This is a genomic window from Dactylosporangium sp. NPDC049140 (assembly GCF_040648435.1).
Genome location: NZ_JBEZDS010000006.1, coordinates 65022 through 86781, shown reverse-complemented (window position 1 = coordinate 86781; position 21760 = coordinate 65022). Strand labels below are relative to the sequence as shown.

The window sequence follows — 21760 nt, the reverse complement described above, 5'->3', positions numbered from 1 at the left end:
GATGAGGCGGCGTCACTCTAGGAGGCGTACACCTCCAGCTCCGAGAGCTGCCCGGCCGGCCAGCCGGTGTTGCCCGTGACCGTGACGCGCAGGTAGCGGACCCCCGCCGCCGGGAACGTCAGGGTGACCGCGTTGCCCGTCGCCGGGTCGAACGCGCACGCGCGGCTCGCGACGAGCACCGCGCCGGTGGTGAAGTCGGTGACGGTCACCGTCTCCGTGCGCGCCGCCCACGCCGTGGCCGGCGGGAGCCGCAGCACGACGCGGCTCACGGCGGTGGTCGCGCCGAGGTCGACCTGCAGCCACTGCGGGAACGCGTTGTTCGTGCTCTCCCAGTAGGTGTCCGCGCTGCCGTCGACGGCGTTGCCGGCGGCGTAGTTCTGCGTGTTCGACGACTGGGTGACGGGCCGGTGCAGGGCCAGGTTCGTCGCCGTCGCGCCCAGCCCGGTGCCGCTGAGGGCCGCGGTGGCCTCGGCGTTGGCCGCGGTACTGCGAACGCTGAGCGTCCCCGTCCGGCTCCCGGCCGCGGCCGGGTGGAACGTCACCGTGGCCGTGCAGTTGGCGCCCGGCGCGATCGTGGACCCGCACGTCGTGGTGACGGTGAAGTCGCCCGACGCGGTGACCGACTGGACGGTCGCCGGGGCCGTGCCGGTGTTGGTGACGGTCACGGTCTGCCAGTCGCTGTTGGTGTTGACGGCGGTGTCCTCGAACTGCAGCGCCGTGGGGCTGAGGGCCAGGGTGGCCGAGCCGCCGCCGGTGCCGTACACCTCGAAGGACGACAGCTGCCCGGCCGGCCAGCCGGTGTTGGCGGTGAAGCTCAGCCGGACGTAGCGGGCGGTGACCGCCGGGAACGTGGCGCTCGCGGTGTTGCCCGTTGCCGGGTCGAACAGGTAGTCCGTGGCGGCCGCGGCCGTGCTCCACTGGGCACCGTCCACGCTGGACAGTACCGTCACCGTCTGCCGGCGGGCGGCCCAGGCGGCCGGCGGGGGCAGGCGCAGCGTCACCTTGCCGACCGACGCCGTCGCGCCGAGGTCGACCTGCAGCCACTGCGGGAAGGCGTTGTTGGCGCTCTCCCAGTAGCTGTTCGCGTCGGCGTCGGTGACGTTGCCGGCCGGGTAGCCGCCCTGCGTCGACTGCGCGGTCGCGGGGCGCCCGGCGGCCAGGTTCGTGGTGCTGGACGGGGGCACGCCGGTGCCGGTGAGCTGGACGGGTACCGCACCCTGGCCGTCGTCGCCGGTGATGGAGTACACCGCGGACTGGGCGCCCTGGACGGTCGGCGTGAACGTGACGGTCTGGTGGATGACGTCGCCGGGTGAGAGCTGCTGGCCCTCGGAGACGGGCGTCGTGGTGTTGAACGCGCCGACCGGCGGGGCCGCCTTGGTCAGCGTCAGCGTGATGTTGCCGGTGTTGGCGATGTCGAAGGTCTGGGTCGCGGTGGTACCGATGGTGACCGATCCGAACGCGACCGGGTTCGGCGTGATGCTCAGGTGGGCGGCCCCGGCGACCGCCGTGCCGCTGAGCGGGACCGTGACCGGGCCGGCCGAGCTGGTGACGGTCAGCGAGGCGGTGTGGTTGCCGGCCGCGGTGGGGGCGTACTTCACCGAGACCGACACGGAGGCGCCGGCCGCGATCGTGGCGCCGTTGGCCGGGAAGCCGGTGGCGCTGAACGGGGCCGCGGGCGCGGTCGAGCCGGTGACGGTGACCGCGCTCGTACCGGTGTTGGTGATGCTGACGCCGAGGGTCTTCGCGGCGCCGGTCGGCACCGTGCCGAACGACAGCGTCGCCGGGGTGGCGCCGAGGCCGGGCGACGTGGCGGTGCCGTGCAGGTCCAGCGCGACCGTGCCGGCGTCGGTGGTGAACGTGAGGCTGCCCGCGGCGCCCCCGGCCGCGGCCGGCGTGAAGCGCACCGGCACGGCGAGGGTCTGCCCGGTGGCGAGGCTGACCGGCAGGGCGGGCGCGGTGACGCCGAACGGCGCGGCGGCGGCGATCGCGGTGATGCGCACGGCCCGGGTCGCGGTGACGGTGACCGTCGCGTTCGCGGTGCTGCCGACCGCGACGCTGCCGAAGTCGGTCGGCGGGGCGCTCAGGGCGGCGGTGGTCGGCCGGCCGAAGCCGAACAGGCGGCCGTCGCGGTTGCCGACGTAGACGCGGCCGTTGTCGGTCGCGGGCACGGCGAACTTCGTGGCCGTGCCGATCGGGGCGGAGTACCGCAGGTGCAGCTGGCCGCCGGTGGGCAGGGCGTCGTAGGCGCGCAGCTGGCCACCCGAGCCGGTGGAGCCGTCGCTGTACACGGCCCAGACGACCGCCGAGCCCGAGGTGGTGCCACTTGAGGTGACGACCGGGGAGCCGGAGGTGTACCCGAACGTCGACGGACTGGTCGCGGCCGAGGTCAGGGTGGGCAGGCCGGCGCCGTTCACGCCGTACTTGAAGGCGCGCAGGAAGCCCTGGTTCTCGACCTGGTACACGTAGCCGCCGTCGCCGCCCCAGACCGCCGGGTGGCCCCAGACCCCGCTGTAGGGCCCGGCCGGCGGGACCAGCGAGGCGTCGGTGCCGCCGGGGCCCTGGGCGGTGCCGCCGAGGTTGTCGCGGTCGAGCAGGTACACCCGGCCGTCCTTGCCTGTCTGCACCAGCAGGTGCGGGTGGGCCGCGGTGCCGAACGACGCGGGCAGGGCGGCCGGCCCGCCGGAGCCGAAGTCGGTGTCGTCCTGGTCGAGCTTGCCGTTGTTGGCCGGGCTGAAGAAGTCCTTGGCGGCCAGCGAGCCGGCGGTGCCGACCTGCAGGCGGATCACCGATTCGGCGAGCGTGCCGGGTGGGTTGGTACCCGGGCCGGGCGCCGGCGACACGCCGTTGCCCGTGGCCACGATGATCCGGCCGGCCCCGTCGGAGACCAGGCCGCCGCCGGACTGCCAGATGCCGCCCATGCCGGTCGAGCGGCCGGCCTCGGTGGACCACAGCGTCGACATGGCCGGCGTGGTGGTCTTGACGCCGGCGACGTACCCGACGTACGGGCCGTAGTCGCAGTGGCTCGCGAAGCCCGCGTAGACGACGCCGTCGAGCAGCAGCAGGCCCGGGCGCTGGGCCGCGGTCTTCGGGTTGAAGGTGTTGGCCGGGTCGTTGGTCGGCGAGCCCTGGATCGTCACCGGCCAGCCGGAGCGCTCGGCGCCGGTCGCCGGGTCGATCGAGTGCATGTAGAAGTGCGGGTGGTTGGCGTCCGGGCCGTCGTTGACCTTGGCGGTGAAGAAGACCGAGCGGGTCGCCGGGTCGTAGACCGGGGTGCTCGTGACGCCGATGTTCGGGACCAGGTCGCCGCAGCCGATCGCGGACGCGGGCCAGGCGGGGCCGACGCTGCGCGACCAGACGACGGCGCCGGTCTGCGGGTTGAGCCCGTAGACCCAGTTGTTCTCGGTCGCGGCGATCAGGGTGCCCGCGGCGACGATCGGCTGGGCGTAGATCTGCCCGTTGAGGTCGGCCGCGAAGAGCTGCCCGAAGTCGGCGGCGGAGACCGCGGACGGGCCGAGGGCGGGCTCGTTCTGGTCCCAGCCGGTGCGCAGGGTGTCGACGGAGACGGTGGTGACGTCCGCGGCGGCGGACGGGGCGAGCACGGCGGCGGTGCCGAGCGCGAGGAGGGCTGGCAGGAGGGCGGCGGCCAGGCGGCGTGCGGCCATGACGGCTCCAGAGAGGGGTGTCGAAGAGCGTCGATCGGGGGTTGCACGGTAACCCGCCCGACATCTGCGCGCAAGATGCCAATCAAACCTAGAAATACTTGCACTGATGGCTTGCAAAAGCCCACCGCAGCTCGCGCCACCCGTCCGGGGTATTGATCGTTACAGACTTGTGGCGCCTGGGTAGAACACTCAGACCGACCAGGGCTTTCGCGGTCTCTCCCGGGAAGGGGACGCAAGCGATGACCGAACCGGGACAACGACGCGCCAACCTGCGCGACAACCGCACCGCGGTCGCGGCGGGCGGTGCGGCGCTCATCGTCATGCTGCTCGCCCTGCTCGCGTACTGCCAGTTCACGGGCTCCGGCACGGGCGACAACGCCGCGCCCGGGGCCTCCGTCTCGGCCGGCGTGTCGGCCGGCGTCTCGGCCGGCGTGTCCGCTCGGGTATCGGCGAGCGTCTCCGTGAGCCGGTCCGCGGCCGCCGCCCGCTCGGCCGCGGCCGTGGCGGAACAGGAGCGCGCGGCCACCGCGTCCCGCTCCGCCGCCGCCTCACGCTCGGCGGCGGCCGCGGCCACCCCGACCGGCAACGACGGCTCGTCGGGCATCGGCGCCAACGGCACCACGACGGGCCCGACCCCGAGCGGCGCCCCGCACACCGGCGGCGGCGACGGCCTCGGGATGCGCAACCCCCTCCTGGCCGGCGCGGGCATCGTGCTGCTGCTGGCCGCGGCCGCGCTGGTGGTCTTCCGCATGCGCCCCGCCACCGGGCGGCGCTGATCGTGCTGCCCCGCCGCCTCGCGATCGACGGGCTGACCGGGCTGTTCGCGGTCGGGGGACTCACCCTGCTCGTCATCGGGGCCTCGCCCGCTCCCCCGCCGCCGGAGCGCCCGGCCGCCGCGCCCGCGCCGGCGGTCTCGGAGCTGATCCCCATCGCCAGCTCGGCCGCGCCCGCGCCGGTGGTGGAGACGCGCGGGATGGCGGCGTCCGTGCCCGTCCGGCTCGCGATCCCCGCCATCGGGATCGACACCTCGCTCATGTCGCTCGGGCTCAACCCGGACGGCACGGTCGAGGTACCGCCGCTCAAGTCCGGTGCGCCCGCCGGCTGGTACCGGAACCTGCGCACCCCCGGCGAGGTCGGGCCGGCCGTCCTGCTCGGGCACGTGGACACCGCGCACGAAGGGCCGGCCGTGTTCTACCGGCTGCGCGACCTGCGCCCGGGCGACACCGCGAGCGTGCGCCGGGCCGACGGCAGCGTGGCGGTCTTCGTGGTGGAGCGGGTGGTGGAGGTACCGAAGACGGATTTTCCGACCGATGCCGTCTACGGGCCGGTCGGGTATCCGGCGCTGCGGATCGTCACGTGCGGGGGCACCTTCGACCACGTCCGGCACGAATACCGGGGGAACATCCTCGTCTACGCCCGCCTGGAGCGGTCATCATGACCGCATGACGTCGGCGGCCTGGTCCCCCAACACCTTTCTCGGCGGCCTGCCCGAGGCGACCGCGAAGGAGCTCGTGGGCCTGTCCACGCAGCGGCAGTTCGCGCCGGGCCGGGTGGTGCTGCGCGAGGGCGACCGCGAGGGGCACGTGGAGCTGCTGATCAGCGGTTTCGTGAAGGTGACGACGTCGGTCGACGGTTTCGAGACGCTGCTGGGCATCCGCGTGCCGGGCGAGCTGGTCGGCGAGGTCGGCGCCCTGACCGGCCAGCCGCGCAACGCGACAGTGACCACGTGCGGCCGCGTGACCGCGGGCGTGGTCAGCCGCGCCGCCTTCGAGGACTTCCTGCGCCGCCACCCACCGGCCGCCGCCCGCGTCATGGCCGCGATCGCCGGCCAGCTCTCGTGGGCGAACCGGCGAAGGACGGACTTCGCGGTGTACCCGGCCCACGTACGCCTCGCCCGCCTGCTCGTCGAGATCGGCGAGCTGTGCGGGCGCCCGGCCCCGAACGGCGCGATCGAGATCGGCGTCCCCCTGAGCCAGCCCGAGCTGGCCACGATGATCGCGATCGCCCAGGCGACGGTGCAGAACGCGATCCGGGAACTGCGCGGGCGGGGGCTGCTCAGCACCGGGTACCGCCGCCTGACCATCCTCGATCCGGCCGGGATGCGCGCCCTCGCCGAACTGGGACCGGAAACCCCATAGTTGTATCCGGTCTCGCCCGCGGGGCCACCCCACCATGGTCAGCATGCACCCGTCACGCCCGCCGGCCCGCCCCACCACGGCCGGCATCCACGCGCAGAACACGGCCGCGGCCCGGCCGGTCACTTTGCCTGTCCCGACGCAGCCCACTCTCACGGCCGGGCCGGTCGCCCCGGCTCAACCTACGGTGGCGGCCCGGCTGGCCGCGTTGTCCGCTCCGACCCGGCGCATGCTCCAGGTGGCCTCGGCGATCGGCCCGGGCTTCGGCGTGCTGGACCTGGCCCGCCTCATGCGCTGCGGTACCGCCCACCTCCTGGCCGGCCTGGACGAGGCCCTGGACTCGGGCCTGCTGGTCAGCGTCGACGACCGCCTGATGTTCAGCCACGCCCTGGTGCACGCCGCGGTGGCCGAGTCGCTGTGCCGCCCGGCCGCGGCCGCCCTGCGCGCGGAGCTCGCAACCCTGCTGACGACCCCGCCGCCCCTGCCGACGACCGGCTGGGAGGCGCTGACGGAGCAGGAGCGGCAGATCGCCGTGCTGGTCGGTCGCGCCCTGACGAACCAGCAGATCGCGACGCGGATCGGCCGCTCCCGGCACACGGTGAACTACCACCTGCGCCGGATCTTCCACAAGCTGGGCATCGCGTCGCGCATCGAGCTGGCGTCGCTGGCGAAGGCACGTCGCTGAGGCGCGCCTTTCAAGGCTCTACCGGCGGCCGGCCCGCCGTGCTTTTCCAGCGCGGCCGCCGGCCCGCCGTCGTTTGGGCTCGGCGCGATCGTCGGTGCTGCACGAGCCGGTCCTGCAAATCGTCACATCGCTCAGGCTCCGAGCGAGCCGAGCACCTGCTCCGTCGTAGGGGTCACGGCACAGCTACGCGAGGCGAAGTCCAGCGCGAGCGCGTGATCCGCGGCCGTGAAGTCCGCGATCGCGTCGGCGACCAGGAAGGGCTCGATGTCGTGCGCGTACGCGTCGCAGGCCGTGAGCAGACAGCCCAGGTGCGCGTAGACCCCGCACACCACGAGCTGGTCCCGGCCGAGCTCACGCAGTATCCCGAGCAGCGGCGTGCGATGAAACGCGCTGTACCGCCACTTCGTCACGACCTCCGCGGCCGCCGCCGGCTCGAACACGAGACCGCCCTCGTCGTCGTGCATGCCATCGCCCCACACGTCGTGCAGCAGCCCCCGTTCGGCCCGGGTCATGCGTCCGGGCTGCGCGGTGTACCGCACGGGAATCTGCAGCTTTGTGCACGCCGCGCGCAGCCGACCCACGTTCGCGAACAGCTCCCGCCCGGGCGACACGGAGGGGTCGAAGCGTTCGGCGAAGTACCGCTGCATGTCGTGCACGAGCAGCACGCAGCGAGCCGGGTCCACCTTCCAGGGCGCCGGCCCCGGACGCGTGGGCGAGGGCAGCGTGTAGGCGATGGCGTCGGGAATCATGTGTACAACCAATCCTGTCCGGGCGGCTCGGCGGCCGCGATCCGCTTGTCCCGCCGGCGCTGCTCCGCGCCGTCGGAGAGGTGGTACTCGGGCCCGCCCGCCACGCTCACCGCGACGACACGCTCGACGCGCGGGCGCCGCGCGGCCTCGAACCCGGCGAGATCATCCAGGTAGTCGGGCAACGCGGCGGCGTCCTCGATCGCCTGGGCCGCGCCCTGGGCGAGAAACGGCGGCATGGGGTGAGCCGCGTCGCCGATGACCACGACCCCATCGCGATGCCAGGCCGGCAGCGGTGCGCGGGTGTACAACGCGAATCCGCGCACGCAAGCGCGCGCGAGTGCGCGAACCGGTTCGTGCCAGCCGTCAAACGAATGCAATCCATCAGTGACGGCGACGACGTTGAGGCCGTCCGGCACCGGATAGGCGACCACATGTGCACCCGGGCCGAGCCAGACGGTCACGACCGGACGCGCATCGCGCACCGGCAGGACGGCCCGATAGGCGGTGTACCCGACGCCGACCAGCCCGTCCGACGTCAGCCGGCCACGGACCGTCGAGTGCAGACCGTCCGCGCCGACGACCAAACGCTCATCCGCGGACGCGAACGAACGGCCGAACTGGACACCCGCAATGCGCGAATGCAAAACGCGCAGCAGGGCCGCGCGGCGCAACGACAGATATGGGGCGTCCCACCGGTCGAGCGCGGCCGAGCCGAGCAGTGAGCCGTCCGCCCAGCGCCGGATCTCGCGCGCCTCGAGGCGCAGCGAGACCGCCTCCAGCGCCGGTCCGAGCCCGAGTCCGGCGAGGACCCGGGTCGCGTTCGGCGGGAGCTGGATGCCGTAGCCCGACGCGGACAGCGCCGGCGAGCGCTCGACGACGGTGCAGGAACGGCCGTGCGCGGCGAGGGCGACGGCCGCAGTGAGACCGCCGATCCCGGCGCCGACGATGAGAGGATCGGACATGCGACGCTCCTATAGACCCTGTTGCGCAAGAGAAAGCGGGCGACGGGTGCAGAACGTGGATGGCGCGCGCCATTCCGTCGCCCGATCGAGCCGGCGCAGATTTTGAGGGGGTGTGGGTGGAGCGAAGCTCCCCCACCGCGAGCGCAGCGAGCCAGGAATTCAGCCGAAGCTCCCCCACCGCGAGCGCAGCGAGCTAGAAATACTGCAAGGCTCGATCCCAGTCCTCGCCCTCGCCGAACAGGCCGCGCGGTTTCATCACCTCCGCCTGCGCGGTCAGGAGCCGGTGCGGGACCAGGCCGCCCGGCGGCACCGGTACCACCAGCGGCTCCACGTGCGGGTACGCCGTACGCAGCGCCGCCGTCAGCGTTGCCGTCGCGGCCGTGCGCCAGCGGTCGGCGACCTCGATCTCGACGCGCACGCGCCCGCCGTCGACCCGGGCCCGCCAGAACCAGACGCCGAAGTCGTCCGGCAGGGCGAAGACCAGCTCCTCCAGCCCCAGCTGGGTCAGGCCACCCCGGGCGAAGCGGCCCAGCATGCGCACGGCGGGCAGGTGCCAGCCGCACGGGCAGGAGCGGTACGACACCTCGACCTCGTCCTCGATGGCGTAGCGCAGCAGCGGCATCGCCGACCGGAACAGCGGCGTCACCACCAGCCGGCCGCGCCCGTCGGGCCGCAACGCACCCGTGTCCGGATCCTGTACCTCGAAGACGGCCCGGTCGGCCCACAGGTGCATGGTGCCGTGCTCGCACTCGCCGGCCAGGCTGCCGGTCTCGGTGGCGCCGTACTCCTCCACGACCGGCGCCCCCCAGATGCGCGCGATGCGGGCCTTGCGCGCGGGGCCGACCGGCTCGCCGCCGACGAAGAGCGCGCGCAGGTCCGGGAAGTCACGGTAGCCGCCGATGCGCGCGGCCGCGGCCCACAGCAGCGTGTCGGTCGGCAGCGACCAGGTGATCGTTACGCCGAGGTCGTGCAGCAGGCGTACCACGCGCGAGTACGGCGTCGCCAGGGAGCGGTTGTCGGCCGGGACCACCGTCGCGCCGCGCAGCCGGGCGGCCGCGTGGGCGAGGTGCCCGGTGATCATCAGCGCGTACGGGGTGCGGACCAGCATCGTGTCGGCCGCCGTGAGGCCGGTCCATTTGCGGGCGAAGCGCTCGGCCAGGTCGAGCCAGTCGGTCTCGGTGTAGTACGAGGCGGTCGGCTCGCCGCTGCTGCCGCTCGACTCGTGATAGGTGGCCAGGTCCGCGCGGTCGCAGGCGAGCAGGCCGAACGGGTACGCGTCGCGGAGGTCCTGTTTGGTCGTGAGCGGCTGGTCGGGCAGGGGCGCGATGCCGCGCTTGCGGTAGAAGGGCGAGCGCTCGGCGGCGGCGTACACCGCGGGGAGCCGCTCCTGTTGCAGCCGGGCGAGGCCGGCGAAGTCGGACCAGTCGCCGATCTGAGGCAGTCTCATGAGCACCCCAGCAGGCGGTCGGCGTTGCCGGACGAGACCAGCGCGAGCTCGTCCGGGGGCAGGCCGAGGGCGCGCAGCTTGGCGACCTCGACGCTCGGGTGCTGCAGCGGGTGCTCGGTGCCGAAGAGCACCCGGTGCGCGCCCAGCCGGCGTACCGCGAGGCGGGCGACGGCGGTAAAGCAGCCGGAGAGCTCGACGGCGATGTTGGGCAGCGGCGCGACGAGGTTCAGGCCCGCGGCGTCGAGGCCGGTGTGTCCACAGTGGCCGGACACGAACGTGACGTCGGGGTGGCGGGCGGCGAGGACGACGAGGTCCTCGGTGCGGGTGCCGGCGCGGCCGAGGCAGACGACGTACACCGGGTGGCGGTGCCGCGCGGCGACGCGCACGAGCGCCTCGACCCGCGGGTCGTCGAGCCGGAAGCCGTGCACGGCCGGGGAGATCTCCAGGCCCCGGAACCGCGGCGCCGCCGCCTCGTAGTCGGCGGCGTCGCGGTACGGGTCGGCGAAGAAGAACGGGACCAGCCGCCCGCCGGACGCCTCGCACGCCCGGCGGACCCCCTCGTTGTCGGCCAGCGCCTTGCTCCGCCCGCCGTCGACGATCTGCACCGACAGCCGGTCGAGGCCGACCACCCCGCCGGCGCAGACCGCCGCCCGCGCGACCCCGGCCTCGTCGAGCGCGCCCAGCAGGGCCTCGGCGGCGCCGGGGCCGGGGGTCAGGCGCGCGTGGAAGTCGAACATCGCGATCACTGCTCGTAGCAGAGCTCGTCGATGGGGTACCCGACGTGCCGCTCGCGGCGCGGCAGGTACCCCAGGATCCGGTCACCGGGCCGCAGCGCGGTCGAGTTCAGCACCGCGCCGCCCGGCCCGAGGATCCGCACGTGCCAGTCGTCCTGGACGATGACGTTCACCGCCTCGCCGCCCTCGGCGACGGCGTCGATCGACAGCAGCGGCCGCGTCTCGATCTTCACCCGGCCGACGACCGCCGGGCGGGTGCGCCCGTCGACCCCGACGGCCAGGACGGTGCTGCCCGCGCGCAGTTCGCTGAGGTACCGCGTGTGCTCGGCGTCCGCCAGCGTGTACGACATGATCGCGCCGGCGTTGACGCGGAACGGCCGCGTCGGCATGTACGGCAGCGGGTGGGTCTCGCTCACGCACAGCACCAGCGCCTTGGCCCGCGAGCCGACCAGGATCCCCTCGTCGCGGGCCAGGTAGGTGCACGTGTCGACGCAGGCCCGCTCCCCCATCCCGGCGTGGGTGACCGCGGTGACGGTCAGCTCGGTGAGCTCCAGGTCCGGGGAGCGGCGCTCGACCGCGTCCTTGAGCCGGCCCGCCTCGCCGGGCGCGTTCGGGGCCAGCATCACCCCGTCGGGGCCGTGCTCGAGCACGCCGAGGAACACGGGCGCGTCCGCGGCCCGCTCGACGGTGGTGACGATGAGCCCGTGCGCGTCGGCCGCCGCGGCCAGCACGATCTCGAGCGGGATGTTCGTCGGGTCGGCGAAGCGCAGCACGGTGACCGGGTCGCGGGTCACGCTCGCGCAAGCCAGCGCGAGCGAGTCGGCGTCGGTGACCTCGACGTAGGCGCCGAAGCGCATCCCGGGGTGGCGGGCGGTGAGCCGGCCGGGCTCGCCGTGCTGGGCCGGGTCGACGATGACGAGGTCGGCGTCCCCGAAGGCGTCCGGGAGCTCCTTGCCGGGCAGCAGCACCCGGGTAACGGTCGGCGGGAGGCCGGCCAGGTCGGCCGGGTCGTCGGCGACGATGGCGTCGAAGCCCCGGTGGATCGCCTCCTGGGACAGGGCCGGCTTCAGCTCGTCGGCGGCGCGGATGTCGAGCCAGCACTGCTTCATGGGGTACTCCTCGCGAAGGTTCGGTCGTGGACCAGGGCAGAGAGCCGGCGCAGCATCGCGGCCGGCTCGGGGGCGTTGAAGACGAGCCGGCCCGCGGCGACCCCGCCCGCCCCCGCACGCATCGCGTCGGCGAGGTGGTTGAGGGCCGCGGCGCTGTCGTGGGCGTCGCCGCCGGCCGCGAGCACCGGGATCGGGCTGGCCGCGGTGAGCGCGGCGAGGTCGGCCACGGCCCGCGGCATCGCGGTCTTGACCAGGTCGGCGCCGAGCTCGGCGGCGATGGCGGCGGCGTGTGCGACCAGGTGCGGGGCGCGGCCGTCGGCGATGCCGGGGCCGCGGGCGTAGACCATGGCCAGCAGCGGCACGCCCCAGCGCTCGCAGTCGCCGGCGACCGCGGCCAGGTCGGCCAGCTGCCGCGGCTCGGTACCGGAGCCGGCGTTGACGTGCACGCTTACCGCGTCGGCGCCCAGGCGCAGCGCCTCCTCGACGGAGCAGACGAGCACCTTGGCGTCGGGGTCGGCGGACAGGCCGGTGCCGGCGCTGAGGTGGACGATGAGGGAGAGTGAGCGGAAGCGGCGGGCCGCCACGTGCCGCAGCGCGCCCTTGTGCAGGACCACGGCGTCGGCCCCGCCGTCGGTGAGGTCGCCGACGAGCCGGTCCAGGCCCCCCGGCCGTCCACTGTGGATAATGGGGGCGCCGCTGATGGGATGATCCAGCGGTACCACGAGAAGACCGCCGGATCCGTTCCGGTACAACCGGTCCAGCCGGACCCGGCGGGGAAAGTTGTGAGCCACGCCTTCAGAAGCTAGGCGCGGGCCGGTGCACGCCCCACTACCTCAATGGGTAGTGGCCGGCCGCGCGGGCGCGCTGCGACGGTGGCGGCATGACGCATCCGTGGTTGCAGCGTATCGCCGGCGCCGAGGCCTACGCCCTGGTGTGCCGCGACGATCGGGTCGAGCTGCGCGTCGGCACGCCCCTCGACTCGATCCCGGCGGAGCCGGCCGGCGAGGTGGTGGCGGCGCTGCCGTACCGCACCATCGCCGAGCGCGGCCTGGCGTGCGTCGACGACGGGGCGCCGCTGCTGGCCTTCGCCGTGACGTGGTCCGGGTCGCTGCCGGTCGAGGAGGTCCTCGGCCTCGCCGCGCCCGCGCCGGCGCTGGGCGAGGGCCGCTTCGACCTCGACGACGAGGAGTACGCGCGGATCGTCGAGGACGTCGTCGCGCACGACATCGGGGGCGGCACCGGCTCCAACTTCGTGATCCGCCGCACCTACCGGGCCCGCATCCCGGACTACACGCCCGCCATCGCGCTGGGGGCGCTGCAGAACCTGCTGCGGGCCGAGCGCGGGGCGTACTGGACCTTCCTGCTGCACTGCCGCGGCCGCACCCTGCTCGGCGCCACCCCCGAGTCGCAGGCGCGCCTGGACAGCGGGATCGCCGCGATGAACCCGATCAGCGGCACCTACCGCTACCCGCCCGGCGGCCCGACCGCCCGCGGGCTGCGCCGGTTCCTCGCCGACCGCAAGGAGACCGAGGAGCTGTTCATGGTCGCCGACGAGGAGCTCAAGACGATGGCCCGGGTCTGCGACGGCGGCGGCCGGCTGCGCGGGCCCTGGCTGCGGCCGATGTCGCGGCTGGCGCACACCGAGTACATCATCGACGGGCCCACGCGGCTCGGACCGGCCGAGGTGCTGCGCGCGACCCTGCCCGCCCCGACGGTGACCGGCAGCCCGCTCGCCGCCGCCTGCCGGGTGATCGCCGAGCGCGAGGGCACCGGCCGCGGCTACTACGGCGGGGCGATCGCGCTGCTCGGCCCGTGCTCGCTCGACTCGGCGCTGCTCATCCGCACCGCGGAGATCGGGCCGGACGGGTCCGTGACCATCGGCGTCGGGGCGACGCTGGTGCGCCACGGCGACCCGGCGGCGGAGGCGGCGGAGACCCGGGCGAAGGCGGCGGCGCTCCTGGGCGCCCTCAAAGGCGAAAAAGCGGCGTCGGTACCCCCGAAGCTTCCCGCCCTCGAACGCGCCCTGCGCCGTCGCAACGCCGGCCTGTCCCCGTTCTGGCTCGGCCGTCCGGTCCGGCTCCGCCCGCTGTCCGGCCGGGTGCTGATCATCGACAACGAGGACGACTTCACCGCGATGCTGGCCCGGCTCACCGAGGCGCTCGGGCTCCGCGTCGACGTGCGGCCGCGGCTGCGCGACGGCTACGACGCGGTCGTGCTCGGCCCCGGCCCCGGCGACCCGCGCGACCGCAGCGACCCGCGCATCGACCGGCTGCACGAGATCGCCCGGCGGCTGCTGGCCGAACGGACGCCGACGCTGGCCGTCTGTCTGGGCCACCAGGTCCTCGCGGACGAGCTCGGCCTGCCGATCCGGCGGCTCGCCCGGCCGGCCCAGGGCGAGCCCCGCCGGGTCCCCGGCTTCGGGCGGGTCGGGTTCTACAACACCTTCGTGGCGGTGTGCGACGCCCCGGGACATCGAATGAATACTATTCATGCGACAACGGTGCGTGACGGCTCGCCGGAGCGTATTGGGATATTGCGGGATACAGGCACCGGCGCGGTGCACGCAATGCGGTGGGCACGAACGCGGTCAATACAGTTCCATGTCGAATCCGTGCTGACCGAGCACGGCCCGGCGATTCTGCGGCGCCTATTTTGCGAGGTTTGGTCGCCCGAAATCCTGGTGGCCCCGCCGCCCGGGCCGGGAGCAGCGCGATATCGGGCCGACGGAGGATGCCGTCCGGGTTTGTCCGGCTCCCCCGAAAGGCTGTTCAAGTCGATCATCGCGGACCGCGAGAATCACCGCAGGCCACCAACGGTAACCGAGCCGTACACCGGAAAGACGTCCGACAACTTGGGGTGATTTCGCTGACGACACCGGCCGCGGGGACATTCGGGCGCGATCGCGAGCTCGCCGTCCTGCGAAAGGCCGTGTCCGGCGCCGCCGCGGGCTTCGGCGGGTGCACGATCGTCACCGGCTCGGCCGGCATCGGCAAGTCCCACCTCGTGCGCACGGCCACCCGCTGCGCCGAGGGGCGCGGGGTGTCGGTCGCGGCCCGGGCCGCGTTCGAGCTCGACCGCGCGGCCCCGCTCATCACCCTCGCCTCGGCGCTGCAGCAGATCCGGCCGCCGGAGCCGGCGCTGGGCTGGCTGCGCGAGGACGACGACGCGCAGTACCGCACCCTGGAGCGCCTCGGCGCGGCGCTGGAGGACTACGCGGCCCAGCGGCCCCTGGTGATCGCCATCGACGACGCCCAGTGGATGGACGAGCTGTCCGCCCTGGCCGTCGCCGAGCTCGTCCCGGCCCTGGCCTCCTCCCCCGTGCACTGGATCTTCGCGCACCGCCCGGCCCCGGCGGGTACCCCCGGGCAGCAGCTCATGGAGCGCCTCGTGCGCGACGGGCACGAGCAGCTCATGCTCGGCACCCTCGACGACGAGGCGGTGCGCCGGCTGTGCGCGCAGGTCGTCGGGGCCGACGTGGACAACACCGTGCTCGCCCTGGCCGGCGGCTGCGACGGCAACCCGCTGCAGGTCGAGCAGCTGGTCCGGACGCTGCACCTGACCGGGCAGCTGGTCGTGGCCGACGGCATCGGCACCGTCGTCGGCGAGGAGCTGCCGTCGAGCTTCATCACGATCGTCGACCAGATGCTGCACGGGCTGTCCAGCGACGCCCAGGAGCTGCTCCAGGCGGCCGCCGTGTTCGGCCGCCCGTTCGGGCTCGAGGCCGTCGCCGACCTGCTCGACGTGCGCCCGGCGACCCTGATCAAGCAGGTCAGGGAGGCGACCGCCGCGCGGGTGCTGGTCGACAACGGCGAGCTCGAGTTCGTCCACGACCTGGTGCGGCTGGCGGTGTACGGCACCCTCAACGGCGCCGTCGCCACCATGCTGCACCGCCAGGCCGCCGTCATCGCCCGGGCCGAGGGCCGCCCGCCGGTCGAGGTCGCCCAGCACCTGCTCAAGACCGGCCGCTCCGGCCGTCACGAGGCCGTCACCATCCTGCACGAGGCGGCCCTCGAGGTCGCCCCGGCCGCGCCCAGCACCGCAGCCGACCTGATCGAGCACGCCCTGGACGCGGTCGGCGAGCACGACCCCGACCGGGTGGCGCTCGTCGCCGACGCGGTCACGCTGCTCGCCTCGGCGGGGCGGCTGGAGCGGGCCCAGGATCTCGGCGAGACGGCGTTGCGGGCCGGGCTCGACCCGCGCACCGAGGCCATGCTCAAGTTCGGCCTCGCCGAGGCGTTCAAGCACGCCGGGCGCAACAGCACCGCGGTGCAGTACGCCGACCAGGGCCTGGCCGTGGCCGGCGCGCCCGAGTCGGTGCGGGCCAAGCTGCACGCCATCCGCGCCCACGCCCGCTTCTACACCAACGACCTGCCCGGCGCCGACGACGACGGCGCGGCCGCCACCGACGCGGGCATGGCCACCGGGGAGTACGCCGCCTCCGTCTTCGGCCTCACCGGCCGCAGCCTCGTCGCGCAGGCCCAGGGCCGCCTCGACGACGCCTACGCCCACGCCGAGCACGCCACCGGCATCGCCGACAAGGTCCGCGGCGACGCCGCCCACCGCCACCCGCGGATCTGGCTCGGCGACGCCCAGGCGGCGCTGGACCGCTTCGACGAGGCCGAGGAGACCTACCGCCGGGGCCGCCGCGAGTCCGAGCGCCTCGGCACCGCCTGGTCCACGCCGCTGTGGCACTACTACCACGCCGGCCTGCTCACCGCCCGCGGCCGGCTCGACGACGCCGTCGCCGAGGCCGAGGCGGGCGTCGCCGTCGCGCTGAACCTGACCGCCTTCGCGCTCGCGGTACCGCTGCTGGGCCAGCTGACCCGGCTCGCCGTCCTGCAGGGCGACCTGCCCCAGGCCCAGGCCCACCTCACGCACATGCACCGGCGCATGGCCGCCGGGATCACCTGCGCGCCCGAGGACATGTTCTGGCCGGAGGGCGTGCTGCAGGAGGCCACGGCCGGGCCCGACGCGGCGCTGGGCACCCTGGCCGGCATCGTCGACGGGCTGCCCGAGCGGCCGGTCCTGCTGGCCCAGGACCCGACCGCCGCCCCCGCGCTCGTGCACATCGCGGTCCGCGCCGACGACCTGCCCCGCGCCCGCACCGTCGTGGCCGCGACCCGCGCCCTCGCCGGGCGCAACCCCGGCCTCGTCTCCCTCGCCGCCGCGGCCGACCACGCCGAGGGCGTGCTCACCGGCGACCCCTGGCTGCTGCGCGGGGCCGTGGAGCGGTTCCGGCGCACCCCGCGCCGCCTCGCCCTGGCCGGCGCCCTCGAGGACGCCGCCCTCAACACCGCCGACGAGCGGCAGGGCCGCGCCTGGGCCGCCGAGGCCATCGCCATCGTCACCGACTGCCGCGCCGAACGCGCCCGCCGCCGCCTCGAGTTCAGCCTCGGCGGCCCCAAGGCCCCGACCGAGCGGCCCGTGTTCCGCCCCGGCTCCCCGCTGCACCAGCTGACCCCGGCCGAGCAGAACGTCGCCCTCCAGGTCGCCCTCGGGCTCACCAACCGCCAGGTCGCCGGCGTGCTGCACCTGTCCCGGCACACCGTCGACAGCCACCTGCGCAAGATCTTCACCAAGCTCGACCTGCGCGGCCGCGTCGAACTGGCGAACCTCGTCCACCGGGATCGCTTGAACACGTGATGTACGGGGGCACCCGCCGGACCCGAGCATGACCAGTGGCGACTAAGGCGTCGCCGAGGTCGAGCGATGGGGGAACGCCGGTGACGACGCCGACGCGCACACAGGTACTCGTGGTCGGAGCGGGCCCCACCGGCGCGGTCCTCGCGCTCGAGCTCGCCCACCACAACGTGCCCTGCCTGGTCGTGGAGCGCGCCGTCGCCCCGCCGCGGCACGCCGGCGTCGACCGGCTCACCGGCCACGCCATGGGCCTGCTGCGCCGCCTCGGCCTCGCCGCGCTCGTCCGCCGGTACGCGGGGCCGCCCGAGCTCGAGGACGTCGAGTGGCGCACCCGCCTCGACGACGAGCCGGTGCTGGTCTCCTCGCACGACTCCCGCGACCCCTACGACGACGCCGAACCCGACGCCGGCGGCCCGGACCACCGCGTCCCGGCCGCCGAGCTGACCCGGCGCCTGCGCGACGAGCTGCGCGAGCACCCGCTCATCGACCTGCGTGAGGGCTGGACCTTCACCGGGCTGCGCGTCGAGCCGGGCGGCGCCGTCGCCACGGTGCTGGACGTGCACGCGGGGGTGCGGCACACGGTCGCGGCGCGGCACCTCGTGGGCTGCGACGGCGCCCAGAGCACGGTGCGGCGCTGTCTCGAGGTACCGATGGAAAGCCTCGGCAGCCCGGCCCGCCACTGCTCGGTGTTCTTCCGCAGCACCGACCCCCGCCTGCCCGCCAAGCACGGCACGCCCGTCGTCGTGGTCGTCGGCGGCCTGACGAGCGTGTCCCGCGGCGAGGGCGACAGCTGGGTCGCCCACCTGCCGGTCGGGGCCGACGAGCCGGTCACCACCGACCCGGTCGCGATGCTGCGGGCGCGGCTCGGCAGCGGCCTGGAGGTGCCGGAGATCCTCGGCGTGGCCCAGTGGGACGACGCCCTGGCCGTCGCCGCGGCGTACCGGCGCGGGCCGGTGTTCCTGGCCGGCGAGGCCGCGCACCGCTTCCACCCGGCCGGCGAGCTCGCCGACACCAGCCTCGCCGACGCCGTCGACCTGGGCTGGAAGCTGGCCGCCGAGATCAACGGCTGGGGCGGGCCGGGGCTGCTGGCCAGCTACGAGTCCGAGCGGCGCCCCAGCGCCCTGCTCGACCGGGAGCTGCTGGCGCGGTCGCTGGAGACGCGGCGGCGCTTCGGCCGGCTCAGCGCCGCCGGGGCCGCCCCGGAGCTGCTCGCCGGGGTCCTGCGGCAGGAGGCGAACCGCCCCGACGCCCGCGCCCTGCCCGCCCGGCACGCGAACTCGGCCGTGGTGTGGCACAGCGGCGCGCTCGGCACGGTCCGCCCCGGTGGCCGCGCCCCGGACGTGCGCCTGGACACGGGCGAGGCGCTGGCCGACCGGTTCGGCCCGGAGCTCACCCTCGTCGACCTCACCGGGGACGCGGCCGGGCGGTCGCTCGCCGCCGCCGCCAACGGGCGCGGCATCCCGGTCACGCACCTGCCGATCGCCGACGAGGGCGTGCGCACCCGCTGGGATCGGCCGCTCGCACTGGTCCGCCCCGACCGGCACGTGGCCTGGTGCGCCGACACCGTGCCGGCCGACTGGAATGCCGTGCTGGACCTGGTCAGCGGCAAGACCACGTGAATACGTGATGGCCGCGGAGCACCCCGGCGGCCACGCTCGGAGGACGCCCAGCCCACCACCGACAGGCAGGACAGGACCGATGAGCATGACGACCCTGGCGCCACACCTGACGGCCACTCCGGAATTCGGCAAGGATCTCCGCGACACCGTCGTGAGCCGGTGGCACAAGCGCCTGTCGGCGAACCCGTCGGCGAAGCGCAGCCACTGGCGCACCAAGACCGTGTACTTCCGCGCGGTCGCGGGCCTCGTCGCCGCCGCCCCCGGGGCCCCGCTGACCTGGAAGAGCATCGTCGAGGCGGCCGCGCCCAACGGCAGCCGCAGCACGTTTTACGAGGTTGCCGGCGCGCACGCCCGGCACCCGCTCATCGACGCGTTCATCGGCGACGGCCGCACCGACTCGATCCAGCTGGCCCTGTACTACCGGCGCACCGACGCCGTCGCGCAGCTGCTCGACGAGGCCAAGGTCTGGTCGTACTGGCAGCACCGCGAGCGCATGCTCGACGCCGTGAGCGCGGCCGGCCCGCTCCCCGCGACGGTGCTGGAGGCCGAGGTGTGCGAGTCGCTGTCGAAGTGGTCGCGGGCCAACCCGCACCTCGCCGCGGCGCTCGGGTACACCCCGCCCGCGTGCGCCGTGGAGGACCTCATGCTCATCCGGAACGGCCAGATGGCCGCGGTACGGGCGGCGGGGCAGCTCACCGAGCACCTGCGCCGATCCGCCTGAGGGCGGTGCACCGGCCGCCGGTTAGTCTGGCGCCGTGGGACTGCGGCGGCTTGAGCGGGAGTGCCGGCGGCTGATCGCGGACATCGAGCTACCGGAGCCGTTCGATCTGTCCGTGTTCCTGTCGTACGTCGCCGCGCGCCGCGGCCGCGACCTGCACCTGCATCCACAGCCCGCGCCGGCCGGGGCGCCCTGCGGGCTGTGGCTGGCCACCGACCAGGCCGACCACGTCTTCTACGCGGCGGGTGTCGACCCGCTGCACCGCCGGCACATCATCCTGCACGAGATCGGGCACATCCTCTGCGACCACAAGGCGCCCGGTCTCGTGCTGCCCGACCTGGACCCGGCCACCGTCGCCCGGGTGCTGCTGCGCTCCACCTACTCGGCGCCGCAGGAGCAGGTCGCCGAGATGATCGCGACGATGATCAGCGGCCGGGCGCTGCGCGGCGGCACCGAGCCCCGCACCGACGACCCGCTGCTGCAGGGCCTGCAGGAGGCGCTCATCCCGGGACCGGGCCATGGCCTTCGCTGACACCCTCGAGTTCCTGGTCCTGGCCGCGTTCTGGGCGTTCACCATCTGGCGCTTCGCGACGCCGCAGCCGCCCCGCGGCCGGGCCATGCGGCTGGTGGCCCTGCTCGTCGCGCTGTCGTTCACGTTCAACCGGCGGGAGATCTCGTTCGCCACGGACCGGCTGCTGCACGTGGCCGACGTGTCGGTACCGCTGAAAAATCTGGCCACCGCCGCCGCCTCGGCCGCGATGGTGCACCTGACCGGCCTCATGCCCGGGCCCGTCGCCGACCGCCCCCGGCTGCGCCGCTGGGCCTATGCGCTGCTCGCCGCGGCCGGCGTGACAATGGTGGTGCTCTTCCTGCTGGTGCCGCGCAGCCCCGCCCGCGGCGACTTCGTGGCCGAGCACGCCGGGACGCCGCCGGTCACCGCGTACGGCGTGCTGACCCAGTTCGGCCTGTTCGTCGGCCTCGCGTGCTGCCTGGCGCTGTTCCACCCGGCCGCCGGGCGGGCCGAGCGCGGGCCGATGCGGGTGGGCCTGCGGCTGCTGACCGCGGGCGCCCTGGTCGGGCTGCTGTTCATCCTCAACCGGGTCGCGTTCCAGGTCAGCAACGCCCTGGGCAGCGAGGTGATGAACGGCTCCGGCGCGGAGAGCCTGTCGCGGGTGATCCTGGCCGCGATGCTGCTGCTCTTCGCCGCGGGCGCGGCCCTGCCGGCGCTGGGCGGCCTGCGGCGCCGGCTCGCGCACTATCTCGCCCTGCAGCGATTGCGTCCCCTGTGGGCCGCTTCGGTGGCGGCGGTACCGCATGTGGTGCTCGGCGATCCCCCCAGCCCCCTCGCCGACCGGCTCACGATCCGCGGCGTCGACCTGCGCCTGTACCGCCGGATCATCGAGATCCGCGACGCGCAGTGGGAGCTGGGGCAGGCTCAGCAGGCGCCGCCGGAGGCGGACACGAGCCTGGTCGAGCAGGCTCGTGCGCTCCTGCGGGCCGGAAACGTTGTGGCCACCCCCGATTTGGCGCCGGTCAGGCCGCCCGGCCACAACGATCCACCCTCAGCCTCCAAGCACGGCCCCATAAACCTGAGTTGATGGGGTGCGCGGCGCCTGTAAATCTGAGCTTATGATGGACATTTCCATCCGACCGGTAGGATTGTCAAGGGTTGATGCGATGAGCGAACCGACACTCGCGGCCAAGCTGGATCGCCTGTTCCGCACCGTCCACCCGGCCGGCCGCGGCGAGTACACCTACGAAGAGGTGGCCACCGCCATCCGCGAGCGCGGCGTCATGATCTCGCACACATACGTGTGGCAGCTGCGCAAAGGCACCCGCGACAACCCCACCAAGCGGCACCTGGAGGCGCTCGCGGAGTTCTTCGGGGTCAACGCCGCGTACTTCCTCGACGACGACCCGGACACCGTCCGGCGCATCGAGGAGCAGCTGGACCTGCTGGCGGTCCTGCGCGACAGCGCGGTGCGCTCGGTCGCCCTGCGGGCCGCGGGCCTGTCGGGCCCGAGCCTGGAGGCGATCCACGGCATGATCGAGCACGCCCGCCGCATCGAAGGTCTCCCCGAATCGGACTAGCTGTTCCCCTGCTCGCTTCCGCTCGCGGTGGGGGAGCTTCGCTCCACCCACACCCCCTCAAGACCGCACCGGCGCGCTCCGGGCGACGAACAGCCACGCAAGGTCTCTCCGCGCCGGACTAGCTGTTCCCCTGCTCGCTTCCGCTCGCGGTGGGGGAGCTTCGCTCCACCCACACCCCCTCAAGACCGCACCGGCGCGCTCCGGGCGAC

Annotated in this window: 18 protein-coding genes; 11 read left to right on the top strand and 7 right to left on the bottom strand. The window is 74.4% G+C overall.

What is annotated here, in order from left to right; translation table 11 throughout:
• Positions 1-17 precede the first annotated feature (17 nt).
• Complete coding sequence (locus AB0B76_RS12590) at positions 18-3662, bottom strand: choice-of-anchor D domain-containing protein (RefSeq protein WP_360373884.1); 3645 nt, start codon at positions 3660-3662, stop codon at positions 18-20.
• A gap of 239 nt (positions 3663-3901) precedes the next feature.
• On the opposite strand from AB0B76_RS12590, the gene AB0B76_RS12585 reads away from it, so the two are divergent.
• Genes AB0B76_RS12585 through AB0B76_RS12570 form a run of 4 tightly spaced genes read left to right on the top strand, consistent with a single transcriptional unit; the run spans position 3902 to position 6482 of the window.
• Entirely contained in the window at positions 3902-4438 is a 537-nt protein-coding gene (locus AB0B76_RS12585; RefSeq protein ID WP_360373881.1) for a hypothetical protein, read from the top strand.
• A 2-nt stretch (positions 4439-4440) separates the two neighbouring features.
• Positions 4441-5100, top strand: a complete 660-nt coding sequence (locus AB0B76_RS12580; protein ID WP_360373878.1) for a class F sortase — start codon at positions 4441-4443, stop codon at positions 5098-5100.
• Positions 5101-5104: 4 nt separating this feature from the next.
• Positions 5105-5800 (top strand): Crp/Fnr family transcriptional regulator, encoded by a 696-nt coding sequence (locus AB0B76_RS12575; RefSeq protein WP_360373875.1) that lies wholly within the window; start codon positions 5105-5107, stop codon positions 5798-5800.
• Between the two features lie 43 nt (positions 5801-5843).
• On the top strand, positions 5844-6482 hold the full coding sequence (locus tag AB0B76_RS12570; protein WP_360373872.1) for a helix-turn-helix transcriptional regulator: 639 nt from the start codon (positions 5844-5846) through the stop codon (positions 6480-6482).
• A gap of 131 nt (positions 6483-6613) precedes the next feature.
• Here the strand turns inward: AB0B76_RS12570 and AB0B76_RS12565 are convergent, their stop codons facing one another.
• The 6 genes from AB0B76_RS12565 to AB0B76_RS12540 form a co-directional block, all read right to left on the bottom strand.
• Positions 6614-7231, bottom strand: coding sequence for an isochorismatase family protein (locus AB0B76_RS12565; RefSeq protein WP_360373870.1), 618 nt, complete (start codon positions 7229-7231; stop codon positions 6614-6616).
• Complete coding sequence (locus AB0B76_RS12560) at positions 7228-8193, bottom strand: FAD-dependent monooxygenase (protein ID WP_360373867.1); 966 nt, start codon at positions 8191-8193, stop codon at positions 7228-7230. Before AB0B76_RS12560 ends, AB0B76_RS12565 begins: the two co-directional genes overlap by 4 nt.
• A gap of 193 nt (positions 8194-8386) precedes the next feature.
• A complete protein-coding gene (locus AB0B76_RS12555; protein WP_360373864.1) occupies positions 8387-9640 on the bottom strand; it encodes an AMP-binding protein in 1254 nt (417 codons plus the stop codon).
• Positions 9637-10377 (bottom strand): amidohydrolase family protein, encoded by a 741-nt coding sequence (locus AB0B76_RS12550; protein ID WP_360374333.1) that lies wholly within the window; start codon positions 10375-10377, stop codon positions 9637-9639. Before AB0B76_RS12550 ends, AB0B76_RS12555 begins: the two co-directional genes overlap by 4 nt.
• 5 nt (positions 10378-10382) lie before the next feature.
• Positions 10383-11483, bottom strand: coding sequence for a 3-dehydroquinate synthase II (locus AB0B76_RS12545; RefSeq protein WP_360373861.1), 1101 nt, complete (start codon positions 11481-11483; stop codon positions 10383-10385).
• Positions 11480-12274, bottom strand: a complete 795-nt coding sequence (locus AB0B76_RS12540; RefSeq protein WP_360373858.1) for a 2-amino-3,7-dideoxy-D-threo-hept-6-ulosonate synthase — start codon at positions 12272-12274, stop codon at positions 11480-11482. The genes AB0B76_RS12545 and AB0B76_RS12540 overlap by 4 nt, the downstream gene beginning before the upstream one ends.
• An 89-nt stretch (positions 12275-12363) precedes the next feature.
• Here AB0B76_RS12540 and AB0B76_RS12535 point away from each other — a divergent pair, with 89 nt between their 5' ends.
• From AB0B76_RS12535 to AB0B76_RS12505, 7 genes are all read left to right on the top strand, one after another.
• The gene (locus AB0B76_RS12535) at positions 12364-14343 is read left to right on the top strand and encodes an anthranilate synthase family protein (protein ID WP_360373855.1); all 1980 of its coding nucleotides are present in this window, start codon (positions 12364-12366) and stop codon (positions 14341-14343) included.
• Positions 14340-17126, top strand: coding sequence for an AAA family ATPase (locus tag AB0B76_RS12530; protein WP_360373852.1), 2787 nt, complete (start codon positions 14340-14342; stop codon positions 17124-17126). The genes AB0B76_RS12535 and AB0B76_RS12530 overlap by 4 nt, the downstream gene beginning before the upstream one ends.
• A gap of 80 nt (positions 17127-17206) precedes the next feature.
• Positions 17207-18742, top strand: a complete 1536-nt coding sequence (locus tag AB0B76_RS12525; RefSeq protein ID WP_360373849.1) for an FAD-dependent monooxygenase — start codon at positions 17207-17209, stop codon at positions 18740-18742.
• A gap of 79 nt (positions 18743-18821) precedes the next feature.
• Positions 18822-19463 (top strand): hypothetical protein, encoded by a 642-nt coding sequence (locus tag AB0B76_RS12520; RefSeq protein ID WP_360373846.1) that lies wholly within the window; start codon positions 18822-18824, stop codon positions 19461-19463.
• A gap of 34 nt (positions 19464-19497) precedes the next feature.
• Positions 19498-19992 (top strand): hypothetical protein, encoded by a 495-nt coding sequence (locus AB0B76_RS12515; RefSeq protein ID WP_360373843.1) that lies wholly within the window; start codon positions 19498-19500, stop codon positions 19990-19992.
• Entirely contained in the window at positions 19979-21058 is a 1080-nt protein-coding gene (locus AB0B76_RS12510) for an MAB_1171c family putative transporter (protein ID WP_360373841.1), read from the top strand. The genes AB0B76_RS12515 and AB0B76_RS12510 overlap by 14 nt, the downstream gene beginning before the upstream one ends.
• 79 nt (positions 21059-21137) lie before the next feature.
• Positions 21138-21551, top strand: coding sequence for an XRE family transcriptional regulator (locus AB0B76_RS12505; RefSeq protein WP_360373838.1), 414 nt, complete (start codon positions 21138-21140; stop codon positions 21549-21551).
• Positions 21552-21760 lie beyond the last annotated feature (209 nt).

Bases quoted from the DNA above. Each gene is read 5' to 3' on its own strand.
- AB0B76_RS12570 (WP_360373872.1), top strand. From the start codon at position 5,844: ATGCACCCGTCACGCCCGCCGGCCCGCCCCACCACGGCCGGCATCCAC.
- AB0B76_RS12560 (WP_360373867.1), bottom strand. From the start codon at position 8,193: ATGTCCGATCCTCTCATCGTCGGCGCCGGGATCGGCGGTCTCACTGCG.
- AB0B76_RS12590 (WP_360373884.1), bottom strand. From the start codon at position 3,662: ATGGCCGCACGCCGCCTGGCCGCCGCCCTCCTGCCAGCCCTCCTCGCG.
- AB0B76_RS12510 (WP_360373841.1), top strand. From the start codon at position 19,979: ATGGCCTTCGCTGACACCCTCGAGTTCCTGGTCCTGGCCGCGTTCTGG.
- AB0B76_RS12575 (WP_360373875.1), top strand. From the start codon at position 5,105: ATGACGTCGGCGGCCTGGTCCCCCAACACCTTTCTCGGCGGCCTGCCC.
- AB0B76_RS12545 (WP_360373861.1), bottom strand. From the start codon at position 11,483: ATGAAGCAGTGCTGGCTCGACATCCGCGCCGCCGACGAGCTGAAGCCG.
- AB0B76_RS12550 (WP_360374333.1), bottom strand. From the start codon at position 10,377: ATGTTCGACTTCCACGCGCGCCTGACCCCCGGCCCCGGCGCCGCCGAG.
- AB0B76_RS12535 (WP_360373855.1), top strand. From the start codon at position 12,364: ATGACGCATCCGTGGTTGCAGCGTATCGCCGGCGCCGAGGCCTACGCC.
- AB0B76_RS12555 (WP_360373864.1), bottom strand. From the start codon at position 9,640: ATGAGACTGCCTCAGATCGGCGACTGGTCCGACTTCGCCGGCCTCGCC.
- AB0B76_RS12505 (WP_360373838.1), top strand. From the start codon at position 21,138: ATGAGCGAACCGACACTCGCGGCCAAGCTGGATCGCCTGTTCCGCACC.
- AB0B76_RS12585 (WP_360373881.1), top strand. From the start codon at position 3,902: ATGACCGAACCGGGACAACGACGCGCCAACCTGCGCGACAACCGCACC.
- AB0B76_RS12520 (WP_360373846.1), top strand. From the start codon at position 18,822: ATGAGCATGACGACCCTGGCGCCACACCTGACGGCCACTCCGGAATTC.
- AB0B76_RS12565 (WP_360373870.1), bottom strand. From the start codon at position 7,231: ATGATTCCCGACGCCATCGCCTACACGCTGCCCTCGCCCACGCGTCCG.